Raw genomic sequence first — 21,554 nt, 5'->3', positions numbered from 1 at the left:
GCGTAGTAGCCTTTACTACGCTAAGGCTTTTTTGATCAGTGCTTAAGGATATTGTGTTCTTTTAGATAAATCGCAATGGCCTCAGGCGACTCGAAGGCTTTTAACAGCATTTCTTGTGCGCGTGCTTTCACATCATTGTCTTCTGATGATGACAGTAGGTGATACCATGTTTTCACTAAGGCTAATGGCGGCGTTTGGTTCATTAGTTGTCGCTCCAGCAATTCTTACTGCAAAAATACACAAAAATCATCGTAACGTATGATTTGCCAAAACAAGCTCTGACCAGCATGGAAAAACGTGTAAATAAACGTCAACGCGCACTTCTTACAAGCTGCTGTGTAAATTACACAACAGCAAAATAGAAAACGAGTGCGCTTTACGCTAACGGATTTACCTCGTTACCGGCTCAAGCTTGTGTGAGCATGGGTTTCAGGAATCGACCTGTATGTGAAACTTCTTGTTGTGCCACATGCTCAGGTGTTCCCTCTGCAATAATCTGGCCACCTCCGGATCCACCTTCGGGTCCAAGGTCAACAATCCAGTCTGCGGTTTTAATCACATCTAGGTTATGCTCAATAACCACAACGGTATTACCGTGATCGCGCAGCCTGTGAAGGACGGCTAATAACTGTTTAATATCGTGGAAATGCAACCCGGTGGTTGGCTCATCCAAGATATAGAGTGTTTGCCCAGTGTCTCTTTTTGACAACTCTTTCGCCAATTTCACGCGCTGTGCTTCACCACCTGATAACGTAGTGGCTGCTTGGCCTAGTCGAATGTATGACAAGCCTACGTCCATGAGGGTCTGCAATTTACGTGAAATAGCCGGGATAGCATCAAAGAACTCACGGGCATCTTCCACCGTCATTTCCAACACTTCGTGAATGTTCTTATCTTTGTACTTTATCTCAAGGGTTTCACGGTTATAGCGTTTGCCCTGACACACGTCACAAGGCACATACACGTCTGGCAAAAAGTGCATTTCCACTTTAATTACGCCGTCACCCTGACACGCCTCACAGCGACCGCCTTTTACGTTAAAGCTAAAGCGGCCAGGCTTGTAACCCCGTGAGCGAGACTCTTGAGTGCCGGCGAACATTTCGCGAATTGGTGTGAAAATACCAGCGTAAGTCGCCGGATTAGAGCGCGGTGTTCTGCCGATAGGGCTTTGATCAATATCGACTACTTTGTCGAGCTGGTCTAATCCTGTCATCGACTTATGTGGTGCCGGTTCAGACGTGGTCGCCTTGTTCAGCTCGCGCTGCGCAATTTTGTAGAAAGTGTCATTAATCAGCGTTGATTTGCCCGAGCCCGATACACCCGTCACACAGGTCATTACACCGGTAGGTATACGCAAATCAACAGACTTCAAGTTGTTGCCGGTAGCGCCTAAAAGCTCTAGCCACTTGTCGTCTTTTACCGGCGTGCGTGTTGCGGGGATATCTATCTTCTCTCTACCGGATAAGTATTTTCCAGTAAGTGAGTGTTCACTGTTTTTGATATCTTCAAGCGAACCTTCGGCGATAATCTCACCACCATGCACACCCGCCCCTGGGCCGATATCTACAATGTAATCGGCTTCGCGAATGGCATCTTCGTCGTGCTCTACAACTAAAACTGTGTTACCCAGGTCGCGCAAATGCGTAAGCGTACCAAGTAAGCGTTCGTTATCCCGTTGATGAAGACCGATAGAGGGCTCATCCAGCACGTACATAACGCCCACTAAGCCTGCGCCAATTTGACTTGCCAGTCGAATGCGCTGAGCTTCACCGCCCGATAGGGTATCGGCGCTGCGCGACATAGAAAGATAGTTAAGACCTACGTTTACCAAGAAGCGCAAGCGGTCCATGATTTCTTTCAAAATCTTTTCAGCTATCTGAGCACGTTGGCCTTCAAGGTTGAGTGTCTCGAAAAAGCCGTACGCGTCAGCAATCGACATGTCAGCAATGGCTGGCAGGTTGGTGTCTTGTATAAATACATTACGTGCTTCAACACGCAGACGGGTGCCGTTACAGCTACTGCAGTGCTGCTGGCTTAAATATTTTGCTAGCTCTTCTCGCACCGAGTTTGACTCGGTCTCGCGATATCGACGCTCCATATTAGGGATAATGCCCTCAAATGGATGCTTACGCTCCATCACGTCGCCACGCTCGTTTATGTACTTAAACGAGAGCGACTTGCCTTTAGACCCGTAAAGCACAATGTCTTGGTGCTTTTTATCGAGCTCTTCAAATGGCGCGGTAAGGCTAAATTGATAATGGTCTGCTACTGCCTGTAGCATTTGAAAATAGTAATAGCTGCGCTTGTCCCATCCGCGAATAGCGCCGCCAGACAGACTCAATTCGGTATTGCCGACTACGCGTGCGGGGTCAAAGAATTGTCTTGTGCCTAAGCCGTCACAGGTAGGGCATGCGCCCGCTGGGTTGTTAAATGAAAACAGGCGCGGCTCTAATTCACTGATGCTGTAACCACAGTGTGGGCAGGCGAAATTAGCAGAAAACACAATTTCTTCTGCGTCTTTATCGTCCATATCAGCCACAACCGCGTTGCCGCCAGCAAGGCTAAGCGCCGTCTCGAATGATTCAGCCAAACGCAGTGCCATATCGTCGCGCACTTTAAAGCGGTCAACCACAACTTCAATGGTGTGCTTCTTGTGCAAATCGAGAGGCGGCGGATCAGATAGGTCACACACTTCGCCGTCGATACGCGCGCGAATAAAGCCTTGAGCAGATAGGTTTTGCAGTGTCTTAACGTGCTCGCCTTTACGCTCTTTAACAATAGGTGCTAGCAGCATTAGCTTGCTGCCCTCGGGCATCGCTAATACTTTATCGACCATTTGGCTGACCGTTTGTGCATCTAGCGGCACATCGTGGTCAGGACAGCGTGGTGTACCCACTCGCGCGAACATTAAACGCAGATAGTCGTATATTTCAGTGATGGTACCCACCGTTGAACGGGGGTTATGCGATGTTGATTTCTGCTCAATGGATATTGCTGGTGATAAACCCTCAATATGATCAACATCTGGTTTTTCCATCATAGATAGAAACTGACGAGCATAGGCAGACAAAGATTCAACGTAACGACGCTGACCTTCTGCATAAAGCGTGTCGAATGCAAGAGACGATTTACCCGAGCCAGAAAGGCCGGTTATCACCACCAGTTTGTCTCGTGGCAGTGTTAAATCGATGTTTTTCAAGTTGTGGGTGCGAGCACCGCGAATTTCGATTTTATCCATTGAAGCCTAAATGAGAGAAAAAGAATCAGTATGCCATAGGTGTCAAGTAAAGTGATATGACATTCAAGTTATACTGTAAGCGGAGTAAGCAGATCACCTCGCGAACATAAGCTTACGATTAGTTCTCGCTTAACGTCATTGCAAAGTGGTGATTTTATCCCCACTTTTAAACCCCTAGTAAGAAAAAGGGTAGCGCGAGAGGGCTAAATCTACCTCGCGAGCAGAAGAAAATACCAATTGTATTATGCTACACTTCGCGACCTTATTCTTAATGCAGCAGAAACAGGTGTTCTCTGCGCGCTTTTATGTTTTTTTGATTTTATTTATTGAGGGAAACAGACGCTTTGAACGCTTTGGAATTACGCGCTGCGCTTGCACTCGCCTCCGTTTACGTATTACGCATGATGGGGCTGTTCATGGTTATGCCCGTGTTGGCTGTAGCCGCAATGGACTACCCAGATTACTCGCCGCTGTTGGTAGGGCTTGCCGTGGGTGGATATGGCCTAACCCAAGCTGCGCTGCAAATTCCTATGGGTATGATGTCTGACAAATGGGGGCGTAAACCCGTTATTTTGCTAGGGCTTGCTGTATTTGCATTAGGAAGCTTTGTAGCAGCAAACGCCGACAGTATGGCCATGATGATTGTTGGGCGTATTCTTCAAGGCGCTGGGGCTATTGCAGGTGCGATAATGGCGCTAGCTACCGATGTAAGCCGGGAAAGTCAGCGTGCCAAAGTGTTAGCTATCATAGGCATAGCCATTGGCTTTTCGTTCTATTTAGCGGTTATTTTAGGGCCACTTATTGCTAACAGCTACGGGCTTGCCGGTGTGTTTGGTATTACTGGTATTCTGGCCATTCTTTGCATGCCGCTGGTTAAATGGGTAGTGCCAAACGGTGTGCAGCTTAGCAGCGGCGATACACTGCCACAAAAAGACCAGCTAAAGCGCTTAATCTTCTCTTCTCAGTTATGGCGTTTAAATATCAGCGTGATGATTCTACATATGATGATAACGCTGTTGTTTGTTCAACTGCCCGTAACGCTACTGAACTTTGATATGACGCTAGACAGTCACTGGACGGTTTACTTACCCATTTTAGGCGCGTCAATAGTAGGTCTAATTGTAATGATGGGAGCAGCAAGAGGGCGTACGCCTAAATCGCTCCTTGTAACCGGCGTTGTATTAATGGGTGGCGCGTTTTTGGCGCTGAGTTTAGAGGACCATAGCTGGTGGTGGGTTTGTGCTGCCGTGGTGCTTTTCTTTACTGGCTTTAATTATTTGGAAGCGAATTTCCCTGCATTGGTGTCGAGCATTGCGCCTGCGGGACAAAAAGGAACGGCCATGGGCCTCTACGCCAGTTTTCAATTTTTCGGTGCGTTTTTGGGCGGTGTAATTTCAGGTTTTGTCACCGATATTTGGTCGCAAGAGTTCGCTTATGGCATTGGTGCTGCTAGCACTCTTCTTTGGCTTTTTATTATTCTTGGTGTTAAAGAAGTGAGCCGGGTTAAGCGTGTGATGATGAATGGAGATTTTGATAGTTCAAATGTTTCCACTATCGAAGCTGAATTGATGTTAGTACCTGGTGTACTAGAAGTGACACTAAACAGTCAAAATAACGCGGTATACCTGAAAGTAGATCGTGATTTCGATGCAATTAAAGCGCGAGACGTGTTGTCAGCATAATTGCTCATCGCATTGTAACCATGAAGGGCTAGCACTACACCATTTTAAAAAGGAAGCGAACACTATGATTGACCTAAGCTGCTATAAAGCCATTATTTTTGATATGGATGGCACCTTGGTCGATTCAATGGGCGCGCATATTGATGCGTGGCAGCTTACGTGCGATGCGTTTGGTTATCCCTTCGACCGAGACTACCAATACAGTTTAGGTGGTGTTCCTACCTTTGAAACTGTACATCTTATGAATGCAAAGTATGGCAAAAGCCATGATCCAGCAGAGGTTGCTTTATATAAAAAACAGGCGTTTGAAGGGCTAGACCATGTGCCAAGGCTTATCCAAGATACCCTGGACGTGTTTAACCATTATAAGGGAAGCATGCCCATTGCAGTGGGGACAGGTTCAGATAGGCAGCACGCGCAAATGGTGTTAAATGAACACGGCCTGCTAGCCCAATTATCTGCGCTGGTTACAGCCGATGACGTCACTCAAGGTAAACCTCACCCTGAAACCTTTGTGCGTGCGGCAGAATTAATGGGTGTAGCACCACAGCATTGTGTGGTGTTTGAAGATACCGACATGGGACGAAAAGCGGCGGTTGACGGTGGCATGGCGTGCTTTATGGTCGACAATACGCGGCTTATCTACTGAATCTTACCCTGATTGAAAATTCGAGCTTAGGGCTTACGCTCACTCAATCGCGTTCACTATATAGTTTCTTAGGCTTATACCGCCTCTAGTTCGCTTAGCGCATTTCCGCAGTTGTGTAACAGTGAAGACTTTATACGTTTGGTGGCATCATCAATGGCGGTTTTCATTGCATCGATAGCAATCTGATTGCTCTCTTTTTCACTGACACTGGCGTTCACATTCATACTTTGCCCTCTGAAGGTGGTGGCGGGTGAATACTCATCGGCATAGTCAGGTTTGTACTTAACATTAAGCACCACGGTGGCAACCATATTACTTCCTAAGGTTTTTATAAACGCGCGGTTTAGTACTACTTTCACGCTGTTGGCTGCTTCAATATCTGGGCTGACATTCATCGCTTCTAAACTTTGCTGTAACAGTGAATAGAGCGTGTCTTCTGTTACATTACTGCTTCCAACGAGCAAGTCTTTACTCGACCGTATGTCGATTAGTTCTGCCAAGTTAATTGGACAAGCTTTCGCTTTAGACATGGTTAGCTGATAGTCTTTTCTCTGCGACGCAGGAATTAATGATGAGTCAAGCTCGGGTGGCGTAGACTCGCAGGCAATAAGCAAGGGTAGGGCACAGCAGGCAACAATAAGCCGAGCTGGTGATGTAGCGTAAGACATGGAAAATGTTCTACTTTTCATTAAATTATTTTTGTTTTATGCAGATAAATTATGCAAGTAATATTGTCTTTAGTATAAGAAAGTTTGTATCGCTAAGAAACAGAACAACTGTTGCAAACTGTTACAGCTTGTTTAGCATAGGTGTGGGACTGTTGATTTTGCTGAGCGAGTTTTTGATCAGCGACACAACCATTACACCTATGTAACCTGAATAAAAATTTCGCCATAACCATTCAACACGGACAGTTCTTTAATGATGAGCTTAAAAAACGCGGTAATCAGTGTAGTTGCAAGTGTGTCACTTATTGGGTGCGCAATTAACGTGTCCCCTTCGGCCTTCTTTTATCAAGATACTCAGCAAAAGCCCCTTGATACTACGAAGCTACACGCGGCAATTCAAAAAGACAAAACCTCAGCGGGCATAACCCGTGTTGAAGTTAAAAATGAAGCTGGGTTAACTTTGAGAGGCGTTGCTGTTTCTTACCCTGACCCTATTGTTAACATTGTTTTCTTTGCAGACAATCGTATGCCTGTAAGCGAAAACAACAGCGTTATTCATAGACTGGGTAAGTTGCCCGCTAATATATTGTGGCTCGATTATCAGGGAGTAGGAGCCAGTGATAAAGCGAAGGACTTAAGTATTAACGCTATTAAACAAGATGCGTTAACCCAGTTTGACTATGTAGCAAGTGCGTTTGACGCCTCAATTCCCACTATCGTTCACGGCCGAGGTATAGGCAGCTATTTCGCAAGCTATGTTGCTGCAAATAGAAAGATAGACGCTTTAGTATTAGACGGCGCTTTCAATAACATCTCTGATTTAATTGCCAACATGGTGCCAGGCTTCTCTAATTCATTCACAAACATGAAGCTTCACGATGAAGTTCATAGTATGCAAATAGCCCCAATCTTGCGTCACTATGAAGGACCGCTATGGCTAGTGGTGGGTGAGGAAGACAAAATAACGCCTTACCCGATAAGTCAGCAGCTATTAGAAGATGCATCAAGTAGCGAAAAGTATATTTCGGTCATTCCTGGTGCGACGCACAACGCAACGCTAAAAAGTGACTATGCCATACAAGAGTACAAACAGTTTTTAGCAAGATTCACTAAGTAATAGAAACCTTACTCGTTGTGGATAAGTAGTGGAAAACCTTGTTGGTAAGTCTGTTAATAGCCATATAGAACAACAGATCACGATCTTTTCATTACTTTCTGGTCGGATCACGAAACGTCAGTTAAATCAAGCGCTGTAGAGCAACTGTGCTCGATCTTAATCTTTTTTGATCGTAAAGCTGTGCAGGATCAGGCAATTTTGCTCTTTGGGGATAAAAGTTCGAGGCAAAACGATCAAGCGGGTATTTTTGTCAATAGTTTCGTGTCATGAAATTTTTAGAACACAGTTGCTCAACTATACATCGAATTACGATTAATCATCCATCAAACTGGCTTGTAAGTGATTAAATAAAATACCCGCCATAGGCGGGTATTTTTTTGGTCTATTAATTTCTGAAGGGAAAACGAACAGCTAAACCCTAACCATTGAATCTCGTTTTACTACTGTAGGAGTATATTTAAAGGTAAGCCCATCTTCTGGTTTGCTTCCCGATGCATACTTCAATGCAAGTTCCGCCGCTTTTGCTGCCATCATTTCTACCGGATAACGCAGAGTCGTTAATTTAGGACGACAGTACTTTGCTAACAGCACATCATCGTACCCCATCACAGAAACTTGTTCTGGAACTGAAATACCATGATCCTGCAGCATGGTCATAGCACCAGATGCCATAGCATCGTTATAAGCCAAAACAGCAGTGAATTTTGCACCAGTAGCAAGCAAGTTTTGCATTGCCAGTTCACCACCTTCCTGATCGGGCGTAGCATACTCAATCATGCTTTCAGGCAAGCTTAAATTCGCATTGTTAACTGCGTTTCTAATCCCTTCGAGGCGATGATTAGGATCGTCTATGCGATACTGACTGCTTATCACCGCGACATGTTCATGGCCTTGGTTGATGGCATATTCCGCCATAAGGCGACCACCGGTTACGTTATCAAGCCATACACAACGATTTGCTATCTCTGGTATATAGCGGTTAATTAATACAAAGCCTGGAACTTGGTTTGCAAAACCGATCAGGGTCTCGTCATCAAGTGCTTTGCTGTGCACTACCATGGCTTCTACTCGATGCTCTAGCAGTGTTTCAATAGCGCGAAGTTCAGTCTCTTTTTCAATAGAGCCGGCACTTAATAAAATTTGAACGTTATTTTTGCGGGTAATGGACTCCACACCGTGGGCTAACATAGCGAAAAATGGGTCGTGGAGCTCAGCAATGACAACGCCTAAAGATGCGCTACGTTTGGTTACAAGTGCCCGCGCATTAGCGTTGGGACGATAACCCATTTCTTCCATGATTTTTTTGACACGCTTGCGAGTATCATTGCCCACTTTAGGACCATTATTAATAACTCTTGATACGGTCGCTAATGAAACGCCAGCGGCTTGGGCGATATCTTTTATTGTTGCCATTTTCTTTCAAACTTCGTTTTATTGCGTGGAGTGTCGATTGACCTGATTGCCATAGCGTACATTATATTTACAAAAAAAGATAAAATTCTAATGCTTAGCTTAAGGTGTCTTTCACGGGGCTGAGATGCATTAGAGAGATGAAGAGCGTTAGATTACCTAAGTGGTTTTACCTTCTATGATTGTTAATCAAACCGCTGTAAAAAAGAATGGAAAACGTATAACCTCCTAGGCATTCTGAAAGATTGCATTATTCATTAATGTATAAAAAATGTGTGGTAGGTTGGAACGCGTCAGTTTACTAAGCACGTCTTAAGGTAAAAATTTTGTTATGAAAATAAATGTATCTGCATTTGGTGAAGTTGAAGGCGAAGTTATAAACGCCTTTACGTTAACTAACGACAACGGCATGTCAGTTACCTTGCTTAACTACGGTGGAATTATTAAAGAAATTCACTTCCCGAATGCAGAAGGTGAATCGGTAAGTTGTGTCCAAACTTTCGAGACTCTACAAGACTATATAGATGACCCGAGCTATCGCGGTGCGATCGTAGGACGTTACGCAAACCGAATTGGACATGGCTCGTTTGCGTTAAATGGAACAGAGTACACCTTAGATAAAAATGGCGGTGAACATAATCTACACGGCGGTCTAGCCGGGTTTCATAAGAAGGTTTGGGCGGCAAGCATCCAAGAGACGGCGGACAGTGTGGCTGTAACATTTACCTTAACTAGTCCCGATGGGGAAGGCGGCTTTCCCGGTACTGTTAATGTAGAGGCATGCTATTCCCTTGATCAAAACAACGAGTTATCTCTTGTGGTCACCGCAAATACAGATAAAGAAACCCCGCTTAGTTTCACGCAGCATGCTTACTTCACGTTGAGCAACGACCCTCAAGTGGGCAATACATTGCTACATATAGATGCTGACAAAGTCACGGACGCAGATAGCACCTTGCTGCCAACTGGAAAACTGGTCGAAGTTGCCAATACTCCCTTTGATTTCACGAAACCTACAGCAATAAAAGAAAGGGCAGAGCAATCTGATTCCCATCCATTATTTGATAGGGTGGGAGGCTACGACCACAACTATGTACTCCGTGATACGCCTGAGCATACCCCACAAGCAACCGTACAGGCACTTGATACTGGTATTGCTATGTCGTTATTTACTAACTTGCCGGGTTTGCAGTTTTATACTGGCGGGTTGAAAACCGACGATCAGCTTGGTGCCTTGTGCTTAGAACCACAGCATTTCCCGGATGCACCCAATAAGCCCGAGTTTCCAAACTGTTTCGTAAAACCCGGGGATACCTTCAAAGCAAGTATGCGATACAAGTTCAGCGCATAGAAATCGTTATGTAGTGACAAAAGAAAATTATTTGTTATCAATTTAACAATTAATTTTCTTTGTTACGCAATTGATAAACGTAGAAGCTTGCTATATCATTATCAGGGTAAACGTTTAACCCTATTTGATGTTGCGCATTAGAGCGTAGCAGGCTAATTCAGAGAGAGTGATTATGGGAACCCCTTTCGACCCTACCAACGATCCACATCGCCGTTACAACCCTTTGTTGGGTGAGTGGGTGTTAGTGTCGCCTCACAGAGCGAAGCGCCCTTGGCAGGGAGCCTCAGAAGAGCCAAACAACGAACAAAAGCCATCTTACGACTCTACGTGTTATTTATGTCCAACAAACACCCGCGTGAATGGTGAAGTTAACCCTGACTACAAAGGTACGTTTGTTTTTCAAAACGATTTTGCCGCCCTTAAGCAAGATACAGAGCAAGCCAGTGAGAAAAAGGGGCTGTTTCAGTTCGAAACTGAGCAAGGCTGCAGTCGTGTTATTTGTTTTTCCCCTGATCACAGCAAAACATTACCTGAGCTTTCCGATGAAGAACGCGTAGACGTAGTCAACACGTGGAAAGCACAAACCGCTGAACTTGGTGAAACCTATCGCTGGGTACAAGTTTTTGAAAACAAAGGCTCGATGATGGGGTGTTCAAATCCTCACCCTCATGGTCAAGTATGGGCGCAGCAGCATGTGCCTACCGACCCAGCGAAAAAAGTCGTGCAGCTACAGCAATACTTTGGTGAAAACGGCACGTCTATGTTGTTGGACTATGCCGAGCAAGAGGTCGCGAAGCAAGAGCGAGTCGTGTGTCAAAATGATGATTGGGTTGTAGTTGTACCATACTGGGCCGCTTGGCCTTTTGAGACGCTACTGTTACCGAGATTTGACGTGCAATCTATGCACATGCTCTCGGATTCTCAGTCGCTATCTCTTGCTAAGATCATTGGCGAAATTACAGCGAAGTACGACAACTTATTTGAAACGTCTTTCCCATACTCTATGGGATGGCACAGTGCCCCATTTGATAGTGAAGCGCACCCTGAATGGACGCTACATGCGCATTTCTTCCCACCACTTCTGCGCTCAGCAAGTGTACGCAAGTTTATGGTCGGGTACGAAATGATGGCAGAGGCACAGCGAGATTTGACCCCTGAACAAGCGGCAGACAGATTAAAAGCACTATCCACAGTGCACTATAAGAAACGTGAGAATGCGAATGGATAATCAAGTACTTTCTTCTAATTTTGAAACGCACTACGGCGAGGCGCCAGCGTTAATCGCACATGCGCCGGGTCGAGTGAACATTATTGGTGAGCACACCGATTATAACGAAGGGTTCGTATTTCCGGCTGCAATCAACTTTGGAACGTGGGTTGCGGCAACAAAGCGCGCAGATAATGACATCGTGGTTACCGCGATGGATTACGAAAATCAGCAAAACCAGTTTTCGTTGTCAGACATTAACTATGACGAAGAACAAGGGTGGGCAAACTATGTTCGCGGCGTAGTGAAAGTACTTAAAGAGGCCATGCCAGATTTTGGCGGCGCTAACTTATTGGTTACGGGCAATGTGCCACAAGGCGCTGGGTTAAGCTCTTCGGCATCTTTTGAAGTGGCTATATTAAGAGCGTTAAGCGCGCTGTATGAGTTGCCCCTCGATGGCGTACAGGCTGCACTGTTAGGGCAGAAAGCCGAGAATACGTTCGTAGGCTGCTCATGCGGAATTATGGATCAGTTAATCTCTGCTATGGGTAATGAAGGCATGGCAATGCTGCTTGATTGCCAGTCGCTAGCCATTGAGCATTCACCACTACCAGACTCGCATCAAATCGTTATCATCAATTCGAATGTTAAACGTGGTTTGGTTGACAGTGAATACAACTTGCGTCGTCAGCAGTGTGAACAAGGCGCGTCGTTATTGGGTGTGTCATCGTTACGCGAAGCAACTATGGCAATGCTAGAAGGCGCTAAAGCACATATGCCAGAGGTGGTTTATCGCCGCGCGAAGCATATTGTTACCGAAAACGCTAGAACACTGGCAGCAAGCCAAGCATTAAAAGCTGGCGACATCGAAACGGTTAGTGAAGCCATGGCGCAATCTCACATCTCCATGCGTGACGACTTTGAAATTACCGTTCGCCCAATCGATTACTTGGTTGAGATCATTGGTGAAGTGCTGGGTAAATCGGGTGGTGTTCGCATGACTGGCGGTGGATTCGGCGGCTGCGTAGTGGCTCTTGTACCTACCGACAAAGTTGAAGCGGTGAAGCAAGTCGTGGCCGACAAGTACGCTGATGAAACAGGGTACAGTGCTGATATTTATGTGTGTACGGCTACACAAGGCGCGTTTGCCTAATTATCGATTTAAATACAGCCTTTATGCACAAACCTCTCCCCTTTCTAAACAATCCTATTCTTTAGAATTGTTTGTGTCCCTTAAGCCGCATCCATTGGTTGCGGCTTTTTTTTTACAAAAAGTGCACATTTCTAGTTAAAAAAAGTAAACAAAGTGTGATACTAATACTACCCGCAATAACGCGATAAGTTTAACGGTGAGTTTTTCACCCATTTATGACTTATTGTGCTTAGCGAAACGCGTTTTAATAACGTGACACTGGTGTGGCAACAACCAATATAATAATAAAAACAATTTTTCACCTGTGTACCCTGCATAACAATCGCCGCACCCAAAATAAGAACTTTGGGAAAAACTATGAAATTAGCATCAATAGATATCACGTTGTTCGTGGTATACGTCGTCGCGCTTGTCACAATTGCGTGGTGGGTTTCTCGCGAAAAGCAGGGTCATCAAAAAGACACAAATGATTACTTTCTAGCGGGCTCAAGCTTGCCATGGTGGGCAATTGGCGCATCACTCATCGCTGCCAATATCTCTGCCGAACAAATCATCGGCATGTCGGGGTCAGGTTACCAGTTAGGGCTTGCCATTGCGTCTTATGAGTGGATGGCCGCCATTACGCTGCTTATCGTCGGCAAGTTCTTCTTACCTATCTTTCTTAAGCATAAAATTTACACCATGCCTCAATTTCTTGAGCAGCGATATGATCATCGCGTGCGCAAGGTAATGGCAATATTCTGGCTAGGTGTTTATGTTTTTGTGAACCTAACTGCTGTGCTGTGGTTAGGTGCATTGGCCATCAATACCATCGCGGGTGTTGATATGGTTTACGGCATGATGTTCTTAGGCCTTTTCTCGTTAACCTATTCACTTTACGGCGGTTTGAAAGCGGTAGCACTCACCGACATTATTCAAGTCGTGCTGTTGGTTATTGGTGGCTTGTTCCTGTCGTATACGGCGTTAAACCTAATCAGCGACGGCAATGGGGCCATCCAAGGTTTTGTTGACCTTACTAACAAGCTCCCTGAGAAATTCGACATGATTTTGTCAGAAGACAACCCACACTATATGGACTTGCCAGGCATTTCTGTATTGATTGGCGGTATGTGGATCATGAACCTGTCGTATTGGGGCTTTAACCAGTACATCATTCAGCGCACGTTGGCGGCAAAGAGCGTTCAAGAAGCGCAAAAAGGTATTGCGTTTGCGGCTTTCCTAAAACTGCTAATGCCGCTAATTGTGGTATTGCCAGGGATTGCAGCAGTGCTAATTGTGCCAGACCTAGCTAAACCGGACCAAGCATACCCAAGTCTAATGACGCTAATGCCTGTTGGCCTTAAAGGTATTATCTTCGCAGCCTTGGTGGCGGCGATTGTGTCCTCGCTAGCGTCGATGACAAATAGCGTTTCTACTATTTTTACCATGGACCTTTATAAAGATAAGCGTCCAAACGAGTCGCAGCAGCATTATGTGAAAGTGGGTCGTATCGTAAGCTTGGTGGCGCTTATCATCGCTATGGTGGTGGCCAAGCCGCTGTTGGGTAATTTCGATCAAGCATTCCAGTATATCCAGGAATTCACAGGCTTCTTTACACCAGGTATCTGCGCGTTGTTCGTTTTAGGTATGTTCTGGAAGAAAACCACAGCAAACGGTGGTCTGTTGGCCGCATTAGGCTCATTTGTTTTAAGCATTGTGTTTAGACAGTTCTGGCCTGAACTGCCGTTTATTGACCGTGTTGGACTTGTGTTCCTGCTTTGTGTTGCTTTAGCTGTGGTTGTTTCTCTGCTAGAGAAAAAAGGTGTTAGTGAAAACGCTGTCGACCTAAACGAAGTGCAGTTCAAAACCACAAGCGGATTTAATGTAGCATCTATCGCTGTAGTTATCCTTACAGCGGCGTTTTACATAACGTGGTGGTAGCAGACAAGGAAGGGCGTTTTTAATCGCAACGCCCTTGCCAAAATTAACTAAAAACAACGCGAAAGTTCAGAAGACGCTGACAATAAATTTTGTTAAGTTCTAGAACGTGTTGCAGTTAGTAACGTAAACCTGTGGCGAAAAACTTCAATTTTCCCTCATAAAATACGGTATACTAACCGGCTAATATTCGATGAACTTTCGCGCTTGCTGATGTCTTATTAAGAAGAGTTATACAGCAAGCCACTAAAAACGTTACAGGAGACATCAATGGCAACGAAAGGCGTTAATAAGGTTATTCTTGTTGGAAACCTTGGCAATGATCCTGAAGTTAGATACATGCCTAACGGAAACGCCGTTGCGAACTTAAGCCTAGCAACTAGCGAAAGCTGGAAAGACCAACAGGGTCAGGTTCAAGAGCGCACTGAGTGGCACCGCCTTACAATGTACCGTCGCTTAGCAGAAATTGCCGGAGAGTACCTGAAAAAGGGCTCGCAAATTTATGTTGAAGGTAAATTGCAAACGCGTAAGTGGCAAGATCAGCAAGGCCAAGATAAATACACCACTGAAATTATCGTAGACCAAATGCAAATGCTTGGTGGTCGCGGTGGTGAAGGTGGCGGCGGTAACGGTGGTTACCAACGTCCTCAAAACAACCAAGGTGGTTACAATCAAGCTCCAGCGCAGGGCGGCTATAACCAAGCGCCACAGCAAGGTGGTGGTCAGCAGGGCGGCTACAACTCAAACCAAGGTGGTGGCTACAATCAAGCGCCTCAGGGTGGCAATCAAGGTCAGCCAAAGAACCCACCAATGGCTGAGCCAGATTTTGACTTCGACGATGACATTCCGTTCTAAGCAAAAACAGTTCACGTGTTGAAAATATTCTAAGAGCCGCTTTAATAGCGGCTCTTTTTTTGAGCTAAGTTCGCCCAATTATGAGATTGGTGCCCGCCATTCTTCCCCCGATTACCTTAAAATAATTTCATCATATTCTCATTGTTGTTTTCCCATAAACGCGATGAGTGAGCTTTAAGAATTACGTGTAAAAGGTTGGGTTTTTGCAGTGTCAGTAGTAGTAACCTTGGTGGCTTTTGTTTTGTTGTGTCTTAAAAGCAGCGTGTTGTTTGCGCAAACAGACGGCGAATGTGAAGGGGAAAGCTGCGCCTCCAAAAAGCCTACAGTAGTATGGTTGCGACCACCCGAGCTTGGAATTGAAGGCAGTGGTGTCAGTATCACTTCAGGGCCGATCTATGACGTCATGGCGTACCTCTCTACACACCTGCATAACTACGACCACCAATTTGAAGCTTATCCGGTTAAACGCGCATGGTCGATGGTACAGCATCAACAATCCGCACAAAAAGTGTATTGTTTTTATGGCGCCGCTTACCAAGAAGAACGCGCTGAGTGGGGATATTACTCCCAGCCAACCTCTATAAACTTACCGCTACTCATTGTTGCAAGAAAAGCGCTTCAGCCTTCATTGAAAAATGAATTAGATACCGCGCAGTCTCAGCCAACGCAGGGGTATTTTGAGTCCATTTCTTTACGCGCTTTGCTTCAGCATAATTTGAGAACGGTACTCTACAACGATGTGAATAACGTATACGCCGATACTGTTGAGCAATGGGCTACAAAAAACAATGTGGTTCGTTTAAATGGGTTAGGCAAAGACTTAGGCATGCACACCATTGCCCTACTGGAAAGTGGGAGAATAGATTTTGGCTATGTAGGGCACCGCGAGCTTTCAGCATTACCAGAAGAAGAACTCGATGCGCTTAATGTTTATCAAATCAGTGAACTGTCCCAGCAGCTAAGAGGAACAAAGCGCTTACTGTGTTCTAAGAGTGAGCTAGGACAAGCGGTAACGAGTGATCTAGACAGCGCGCTAACTCACATTACATCCACGCCTATGAAAAGCCAAACCTTAAGAGACATTAACTTTGTGGCAGATGGATACCCTTTATTTCTTAAACCGCTTTTTGATGAAAGGTGGAAGCAATACCTTTCAAACTAAAGGCTTTCAAGGTTTTACGTTTTACCTTTTCTTTTATGACAATTCGTGCTTAAACCGCCCTGTTTTATTACCAGCCCTTATTCTTCCTAATCACCAATAATAATAGTGTTTGGCTTGTGCGATACCCGTGACGAGGTATTATAAATTTGCCTGTTAATAACGAGAAAATTACCCAAATCATGAAAACGTTATCCCTTCTTTTTGGCGGTGCTGTTCTGGTTTCAGCGACCGCTGCCATATCTCCTTCGGTATCAGCTGCTCAAACGCTTTATAAGCCGTTTCCAGCCGACGTAATGCCATCGTTAAGTGAGAAAGGTAACTATGATGTTGGCGTAAAGACAATCGAAGCGGCTTATCCTGTTAAAGTAAAAGACATTGCTGGTAATGAAGTCGAGCGATCACTTACTTTGGAGGTTTGGTATCCTGCAGCAAGCTCGGCTCAAAAGGCCACGTACATTAATGAAACAAGAAGTGGTCAGGTGTTTGAGTTACAAGCTGATGCTAGTCGTGATGCGCCTATTGCCGCTGCTGACACTGATTTTCCGGTAATTGTTATCTCTCATGGTTATACCGGTTACCGCACCCTTATGTTTTATTTAGGCGAACACCTCGCGTCTCACGGTTATGTAGTAGCGGCAATCGACCACACAGATTCCACAAACAAAGATGTTAACTTTGCAGAAAATCCTTATTCAGGTTTTCCAAGTACATTATTAAATCGTTCACGAGATCAAGTTCTTACTTTGAACAGCATCAGCGAAAATACCTTTTTTAAAGAGAGTGTGGATGCGAGCAAAGCGGGAGTGATTGGCTATTCAATGGGGGGCTACGGCGCAGTTAGCACGGTAGGAGGATGCTATGCTTTTAACGACCAAACCGCTGCAACCTTCACTGGAACACAAGATCCTAAAGCGGCGGCGTTAATAAAAGAAGCGCTTAACACCTGCGCAGGTGGCAAAGCCAGTGGCGAAGAAACATTACCAGCCTGGAAAGCGGCGCTAGCACTTGCTCCATGGGGTGGGCAACATCAGTTATTTAATGTTGAATCACTAAATAATATTAAGGTGCCGGTTCTTTATGTAGCGGGTGATAACGACGATATTTCCGGCTACGACGGTATAAAGTGGTTATTCGATAATACCGGCAATAAAGAATCTAAGTTATTGACCATCAAGAACGCCCGCCACAATGTTGCACCTCACCCTGCACCTAAAGAAGCCTATGGTAGTGAGTTTGATTTAGGAAGTTACATTGAGCCGGCATGGGAAGTGCAAAAGCTTAATGCCATTAACGAGCATTTTGCGCTGGCGCTTATGAACTGCCATGTGAAAGCCTTACCTGAGTATTGCGGCTACCTAAATGTAAATGGCAGCAGTGCACAAGTCCCTGTAAACGGCAAAAAGCCAGAGCCTTGGAAAGGGTTTGACGATCGCTGGGCGTTAGGCTTGGAGATGCAAAGTAAGTAATGCGTTACAAAAGGGTGCTTAAGCACCCTTTTTAATTCTTGTTACATATTTACGCTGTATCTAATTCAATTGTGGCGTAATGTATATGCTTAAACATTTATGTTTTCGTCAGTACCTTCATTTACTATAACAATCAATCGAACTCATCATTAACATCATAAGGAAGTGAAATGAAAATGCGTAAGTTAGTTACTTCAGTGCTTTGTGCCTGTTCTTTTGCTGCTGTTCAACCCTCTGCTTATGCTGAAGCGAATACCGTAAAACAAGGCATAGTTGCTGAAAACAGCAACGACGTAGAGCTATTAAAAGCATCCTTTAAGCAAGGAGATTTCGCCCATGTGGTAGATGTTCTTGATGATGTGAAAAACAAATCACCTGAACAGCACAATATGTTGATTTCTGCGTTGATGAATATCGATTTGGACGATGCCGAAGAGGCGGCTGAGCAATTTATTCAAAAATATAGCGATGACTACAGGGCATACCATACACACGCAAGTGTAATGGGTGCACAGGCTTCAAGTAGCATTTTTTCTGCTCTGGGTTACGCAAAGAAAGCGAAAAAAAGCTTAGAGAGGGCCGTCGAGATTGCTCCCGAAAATGTTGAGGTTTATCAAGCTTTAATGCAATTTCACTTAATGGCGCCATCTATGGCTGGAGGGGATATGGATGAAGCCATGAACCTAACCCAAAAAATTGCAGCTCTAGACAAAACCGAAGGTCAATTTGCTCTTGCCCGAGTCTATCTGGAAGAGGAACAAGAGACAGAAGCTAAGGCAATATTTGCGTCTCTGATAGACGACGAGCAAACCCAAATTCGCGCTCGTGTTGAACTTGGAAGCTTCTATTTGTCTGATGAGCAATACGACTCTTCGTTCGAGATATTGTCTCCACTCACAGATCTTGAATTAACAGAAGTAACAAAAGCCGAGAATGATGCTTGGGACACTTATCAGAAGCGAAAAAGTAGCCTTATGTATGGAAAGTATCGTTTGGGGCAAGTTGCAGTTGAAAGTGGTGAGTACACAGAATTAGGTATAAATGCTTTAAAAGACTATTTACAAGACTATGAATCTACGGCTATTGATACAGAGAGCCTACCTACACCTAGTTGGGCACAATTGCGGTTGGCTGAATTACTGCTCAATGCTGGTCAGGTTGATGAAGCGCAGCGCGTTGTAAACACAATGACAGAAGAGAAAGACGAGCGTTTTGCGAAGGTTCTTAAAAAAATCAAAAAGGCTTTGAAAAAGCGAGCTGCGGCGTAACACCGCTAAGCTCGCTTTAGCTTCTAGCTCTACACCGCTTTGACGGTGTAAATCAATGCAGTTTGTGGGAAGAGCACCGGCAGCTGCATACCGTATTTCATCAATACTTCGCCAGAGAATACCTGCCCTTCAGTTTGTTGCAAAATAGACGGGGTGTATTCTTTTAGCTTTTCAGGCCAAACACGCTCAATGGTGTATTGTTTGTTAGCATCAAGACCTGCAAAGTAGAAGCGGTTTGGCGTAGTGCGAACAGTTTCCATAACGCTGTTATATGCAAAAATGCCTTCTTTCTTGTCTTTAGACACATAACCAAATTTTACGTTCATGCCGTCATCGTCCATGCGGAAAAGGTCGCCGCCATGAGTGATATGACGATACTTCTTGTAAAGTGAAATAGCATCAGTAAGCACGCTTTGCTCGTGGTCGGTAAGTTCACGTGGGTCCATCTCTATACCCATATGGCCAAACAAGGCGACTGCCGAACGTATCTCAATAGGTAAGTGTCTACCCGTTATATGGCAGTCACGCGGGCCAACATGTGCCCCCATTACTTCAGATGGGAAGAAATATGAGCAGCCACGCTGAATATACAACCGATCTAGTGCGTCGTTAGAGTCTGATGTCCAGAAACGGTCTGTGTGTGGCAAAATACCTAAATCTACACGGCCGCCGCCTGAACAACAGCTTTCTATCTCAATGCCTGGCTTCGCTGCCTTAACGCGGTCTATTAAGCTGTAAAGCGCAGCCATTTGACCATGCATCGCAGGTTTACCGTGAAGGTTGCCGGGGTGGTTTACGTCGCGGTTCATGTCCCATTTGATGTAGCTGATTTTGGGGTACGCCTTTAGTACATCAGTAATCACTTTATAAAGGTACTCAACCACGTCAGGGTTGGTTAAATCCAATACGTACTGATTTCTGAAAGGAACGTGAGGGTTATTCTCGGTTTGCAGCGCCCACTCAGGATGTGCGCGGTAAAGGTCGCTGTCAGGGTTTACCATTTCTGGCTCAAACCAAATACCGAATTCCATGCCAAGGCCAGTAACATGGTCAATGAGTCCGTCTAGTCCTTCAGGATAGATAGCTTCATCAACAAACCAGTCGCCAAGCCCAGCCTTGTCGTTTCTGCGCCCTTTAAACCAACCATCATCTAACACAAAGCGCTCAATGCCCAGTGGTGCAACTTTATCGGCTAAGGCTTTTAGTTCATCTTCGTTATGATCGAAATAAATACCTTCCCAGGTGTTGTAGTGCACCGGGCGAGGCTTCGATTCAGCACTGTGGTTTAGCACGTTACTGCGAATGAAGTTATGAAACTGTTGTGATAGCGAAGAGAAACCTTCACAGCCATAGCCTGTGTAAAGCACGGGGGATGTATAGCTTTCGCCAGCGTTAAGTACCACTTCACCTGGAAATAACAACTCACCAAACTGCACATAGCTTCTGCCATCAGCCATTAGCTCGGCGCGAAGCTTGTGGTTTGCAGAAGCGCCAAGGTGATAACCATAGCACTCACCGTTAAGTTCCCCCGTGCCTTGAGGAAATGCAATCAGGCCAGGGAAGGTGTCGTGAGATGTTTTGCCTCGGCGATTTTCACGTACATAACTTCCAAAGAAGAGGTCGTGATCTTTGGTTTGAAACTCTGCTGACCAGCGGCCTTCAAATGTTTTAATTTTGCTTACGGAAGTAGGCAAGGGCAGGCTAGCGGCATTCAAATAGCCTAAATTGAGCGGTGTTTCGCCACTGTTTTCGAGACGAGAAACGTATTTTACTACGCTCGTTTTGTTATCGAGCTCAACAGTTGTGATAAGACGCATACCGCGGCGAGCGTCTTCGCTTACGAAAGCAACAGACTGTGCATCTTCATTTATTTCGGTCAGGCTAAAGCCTGCTGACCACTGGTCGGCATCGCCCGACACTTCAAGACCTGGCTGACCCGTCCAGCCGTCACCGTGAGTCGGTACCAACGTAATCGGCGGTTCAATTACGGGTGCGCATTTGGCTTCTTGACGGGTGTTTAAAACACTCAGCATTTCTGGTGTTGTACTGTCACTTAATGGCGCACCATAGTAAATGACTTTGGGCATACGACCCTGGCAGTCGAATATTAATGTGGCTTTCTCGTTCGACAAACGAACGAATGATGTGAGTGACGACATAAAAACCTCATTTTACATGCCTAGATGTTTATAGCGCATGTTGTTAAAAGAAAAGATGACTGAAAAGTACAGAAGGAACATCCGTACGGTTTTATGGTTTTACAACGGTTTATCGAGCTTAATACCTGCTTTCTTGCACGGTCGTCGAGTAATTAAATCTGTTTCAATCACGCTTACAGAGTCTTCTCTCTGCTTTCATCTACTTCACAGCGTGTGGCGGAACAAAAGTACGCAACAAACCGTACTTTTGCT

The 21,554-nt window shown here is 45.2% G+C and carries 16 protein-coding genes; 11 read left to right on the top strand and 5 right to left on the bottom strand.

Translation table 11 applies throughout. The features are described 5' to 3' along the window. Window positions 1-35: 35 nt before the first annotated feature. Both F0261_RS00525 and uvrA read right to left on the bottom strand, forming a co-directional pair. Entirely contained in the window at window positions 36-203 is a 168-nt protein-coding gene (locus tag F0261_RS00525; RefSeq protein WP_012516741.1) for a hypothetical protein, read from the bottom strand. A gap of 203 nt (window positions 204-406) precedes the next feature. Beyond that, entirely contained in the window at window positions 407-3,238 is a 2,832-nt protein-coding gene (gene uvrA, locus F0261_RS00520) for an excinuclease ABC subunit UvrA (RefSeq protein ID WP_171336942.1), read from the bottom strand. Between the two features lie 344 nt (window positions 3,239-3,582). Here uvrA and F0261_RS00515 point away from each other — a divergent pair, with 344 nt between their 5' ends. Beyond that, complete coding sequence (locus F0261_RS00515; protein ID WP_171336941.1) at window positions 3,583-4,920, top strand: MFS transporter; 1,338 nt, start codon at window positions 3,583-3,585, stop codon at window positions 4,918-4,920. 64 nt (window positions 4,921-4,984) lie between these two features. After that, the gene (locus F0261_RS00510) at window positions 4,985-5,569 is read left to right on the top strand and encodes an HAD family phosphatase (RefSeq protein WP_171336940.1); all 585 of its coding nucleotides are present in this window, start codon (window positions 4,985-4,987) and stop codon (window positions 5,567-5,569) included. Between the two features lie 74 nt (window positions 5,570-5,643). Here F0261_RS00510 and F0261_RS00505 read toward each other — a convergent pair whose 3' ends face one another. Then, the gene (locus F0261_RS00505) at window positions 5,644-6,237 is read right to left on the bottom strand and encodes a hypothetical protein (protein ID WP_014975368.1); all 594 of its coding nucleotides are present in this window, start codon (window positions 6,235-6,237) and stop codon (window positions 5,644-5,646) included. Window positions 6,238-6,490: 253 nt separating this feature from the next. Here F0261_RS00505 and F0261_RS00500 point away from each other — a divergent pair, with 253 nt between their 5' ends. Next, complete coding sequence (locus F0261_RS00500) at window positions 6,491-7,354, top strand: alpha/beta hydrolase (RefSeq protein ID WP_131137530.1); 864 nt, start codon at window positions 6,491-6,493, stop codon at window positions 7,352-7,354. A 411-nt stretch (window positions 7,355-7,765) separates the two neighbouring features. On the opposite strand, the gene F0261_RS00495 is transcribed toward F0261_RS00500, so the two are convergent. Continuing rightward, the gene (locus F0261_RS00495; protein WP_014947876.1) at window positions 7,766-8,767 is read right to left on the bottom strand and encodes a LacI family DNA-binding transcriptional regulator; all 1,002 of its coding nucleotides are present in this window, start codon (window positions 8,765-8,767) and stop codon (window positions 7,766-7,768) included. A 328-nt stretch (window positions 8,768-9,095) separates the two neighbouring features. On the opposite strand from F0261_RS00495, the gene F0261_RS00490 reads away from it, so the two are divergent. The 8 genes from F0261_RS00490 (at window position 9,096) to F0261_RS00455 (ending at window position 19,143) form a co-directional block, all read left to right on the top strand. Then, window positions 9,096-10,115 (top strand): aldose epimerase family protein, encoded by a 1,020-nt coding sequence (locus tag F0261_RS00490; RefSeq protein ID WP_171336939.1) that lies wholly within the window; start codon window positions 9,096-9,098, stop codon window positions 10,113-10,115. Window positions 10,116-10,287: 172 nt separating this feature from the next. Further along, window positions 10,288-11,343 carry a UDP-glucose--hexose-1-phosphate uridylyltransferase gene (locus F0261_RS00485; protein ID WP_014977984.1) on the top strand — a complete coding sequence of 352 codons (1,056 nt, stop codon included), beginning with the start codon at window positions 10,288-10,290 and terminating at the stop codon, window positions 11,341-11,343. Next, complete coding sequence (gene galK / locus F0261_RS00480) at window positions 11,336-12,475, top strand: galactokinase (protein ID WP_014977985.1); 1,140 nt, start codon at window positions 11,336-11,338, stop codon at window positions 12,473-12,475. The genes F0261_RS00485 and galK overlap by 8 nt, the downstream gene beginning before the upstream one ends. Window positions 12,476-12,832: 357 nt before the next feature. Continuing rightward, on the top strand, window positions 12,833-14,395 hold the full coding sequence (locus F0261_RS00475; RefSeq protein WP_014977986.1) for a sodium/sugar symporter: 1,563 nt from the start codon (window positions 12,833-12,835) through the stop codon (window positions 14,393-14,395). A gap of 267 nt (window positions 14,396-14,662) precedes the next feature. Further along, on the top strand, window positions 14,663-15,247 hold the full coding sequence (locus F0261_RS00470; protein WP_014947881.1) for a single-stranded DNA-binding protein: 585 nt from the start codon (window positions 14,663-14,665) through the stop codon (window positions 15,245-15,247). 208 nt (window positions 15,248-15,455) lie between these two features. Continuing rightward, a complete protein-coding gene (locus tag F0261_RS00465) occupies window positions 15,456-16,409 on the top strand; it encodes a hypothetical protein (RefSeq protein WP_039217390.1) in 954 nt (317 codons plus the stop codon). 179 nt (window positions 16,410-16,588) lie between these two features. Then, window positions 16,589-17,875: a dienelactone hydrolase family protein gene (locus tag F0261_RS00460; RefSeq protein ID WP_216600657.1), complete on the top strand. Its 1,287-nt coding sequence runs from the start codon at window positions 16,589-16,591 to the stop codon at window positions 17,873-17,875. 170 nt (window positions 17,876-18,045) lie between these two features. Next, window positions 18,046-19,143: a lipopolysaccharide assembly protein LapB gene (locus tag F0261_RS00455; protein WP_171336938.1), complete on the top strand. Its 1,098-nt coding sequence runs from the start codon at window positions 18,046-18,048 to the stop codon at window positions 19,141-19,143. 29 nt (window positions 19,144-19,172) lie between these two features. On the opposite strand, the gene F0261_RS00450 is transcribed toward F0261_RS00455, so the two are convergent. Then, complete coding sequence (locus F0261_RS00450; protein WP_171336937.1) at window positions 19,173-21,302, bottom strand: alpha-galactosidase; 2,130 nt, start codon at window positions 21,300-21,302, stop codon at window positions 19,173-19,175. Between the last annotated feature and the right edge of the window lie 252 nt (window positions 21,303-21,554).

Origin of the sequence: Alteromonas sp. 07-89-2 (assembly GCF_013113925.1) — a bacterium.
In the GTDB taxonomy this organism is placed as follows: domain Bacteria; phylum Pseudomonadota; class Gammaproteobacteria; order Enterobacterales; family Alteromonadaceae; genus Alteromonas; species Alteromonas macleodii.
The sequence above is the reverse complement of the archived record's forward strand: the minus strand, read 5'-3'. Positions and strand labels throughout refer to the sequence as shown.

Coding starts and splice junctions, on each gene's coding strand:
- F0261_RS00525 (WP_012516741.1), bottom strand. CDS start 203: ATGAACCAAACGCCGCCATTAGCCTTAGTGAAAACATGGTATCACCTA.
- uvrA (WP_171336942.1), bottom strand. CDS start 3,238: ATGGATAAAATCGAAATTCGCGGTGCTCGCACCCACAACTTGAAAAAC.
- F0261_RS00510 (WP_171336940.1), top strand. CDS start 4,985: ATGATTGACCTAAGCTGCTATAAAGCCATTATTTTTGATATGGATGGC.
- F0261_RS00505 (WP_014975368.1), bottom strand. CDS start 6,237: ATGTCTTACGCTACATCACCAGCTCGGCTTATTGTTGCCTGCTGTGCC.
- F0261_RS00500 (WP_131137530.1), top strand. CDS start 6,491: ATGATGAGCTTAAAAAACGCGGTAATCAGTGTAGTTGCAAGTGTGTCA.
- F0261_RS00495 (WP_014947876.1), bottom strand. CDS start 8,767: ATGGCAACAATAAAAGATATCGCCCAAGCCGCTGGCGTTTCATTAGCG.
- F0261_RS00490 (WP_171336939.1), top strand. CDS start 9,096: ATGAAAATAAATGTATCTGCATTTGGTGAAGTTGAAGGCGAAGTTATA.
- F0261_RS00485 (WP_014977984.1), top strand. CDS start 10,288: ATGGGAACCCCTTTCGACCCTACCAACGATCCACATCGCCGTTACAAC.
- galK (WP_014977985.1), top strand. CDS start 11,336: ATGGATAATCAAGTACTTTCTTCTAATTTTGAAACGCACTACGGCGAG.
- F0261_RS00475 (WP_014977986.1), top strand. CDS start 12,833: ATGAAATTAGCATCAATAGATATCACGTTGTTCGTGGTATACGTCGTC.
- F0261_RS00470 (WP_014947881.1), top strand. CDS start 14,663: ATGGCAACGAAAGGCGTTAATAAGGTTATTCTTGTTGGAAACCTTGGC.
- F0261_RS00460 (WP_216600657.1), top strand. CDS start 16,589: ATGAAAACGTTATCCCTTCTTTTTGGCGGTGCTGTTCTGGTTTCAGCG.
- F0261_RS00455 (WP_171336938.1), top strand. CDS start 18,046: ATGAAAATGCGTAAGTTAGTTACTTCAGTGCTTTGTGCCTGTTCTTTT.
- F0261_RS00450 (WP_171336937.1), bottom strand. CDS start 21,302: ATGTCGTCACTCACATCATTCGTTCGTTTGTCGAACGAGAAAGCCACA.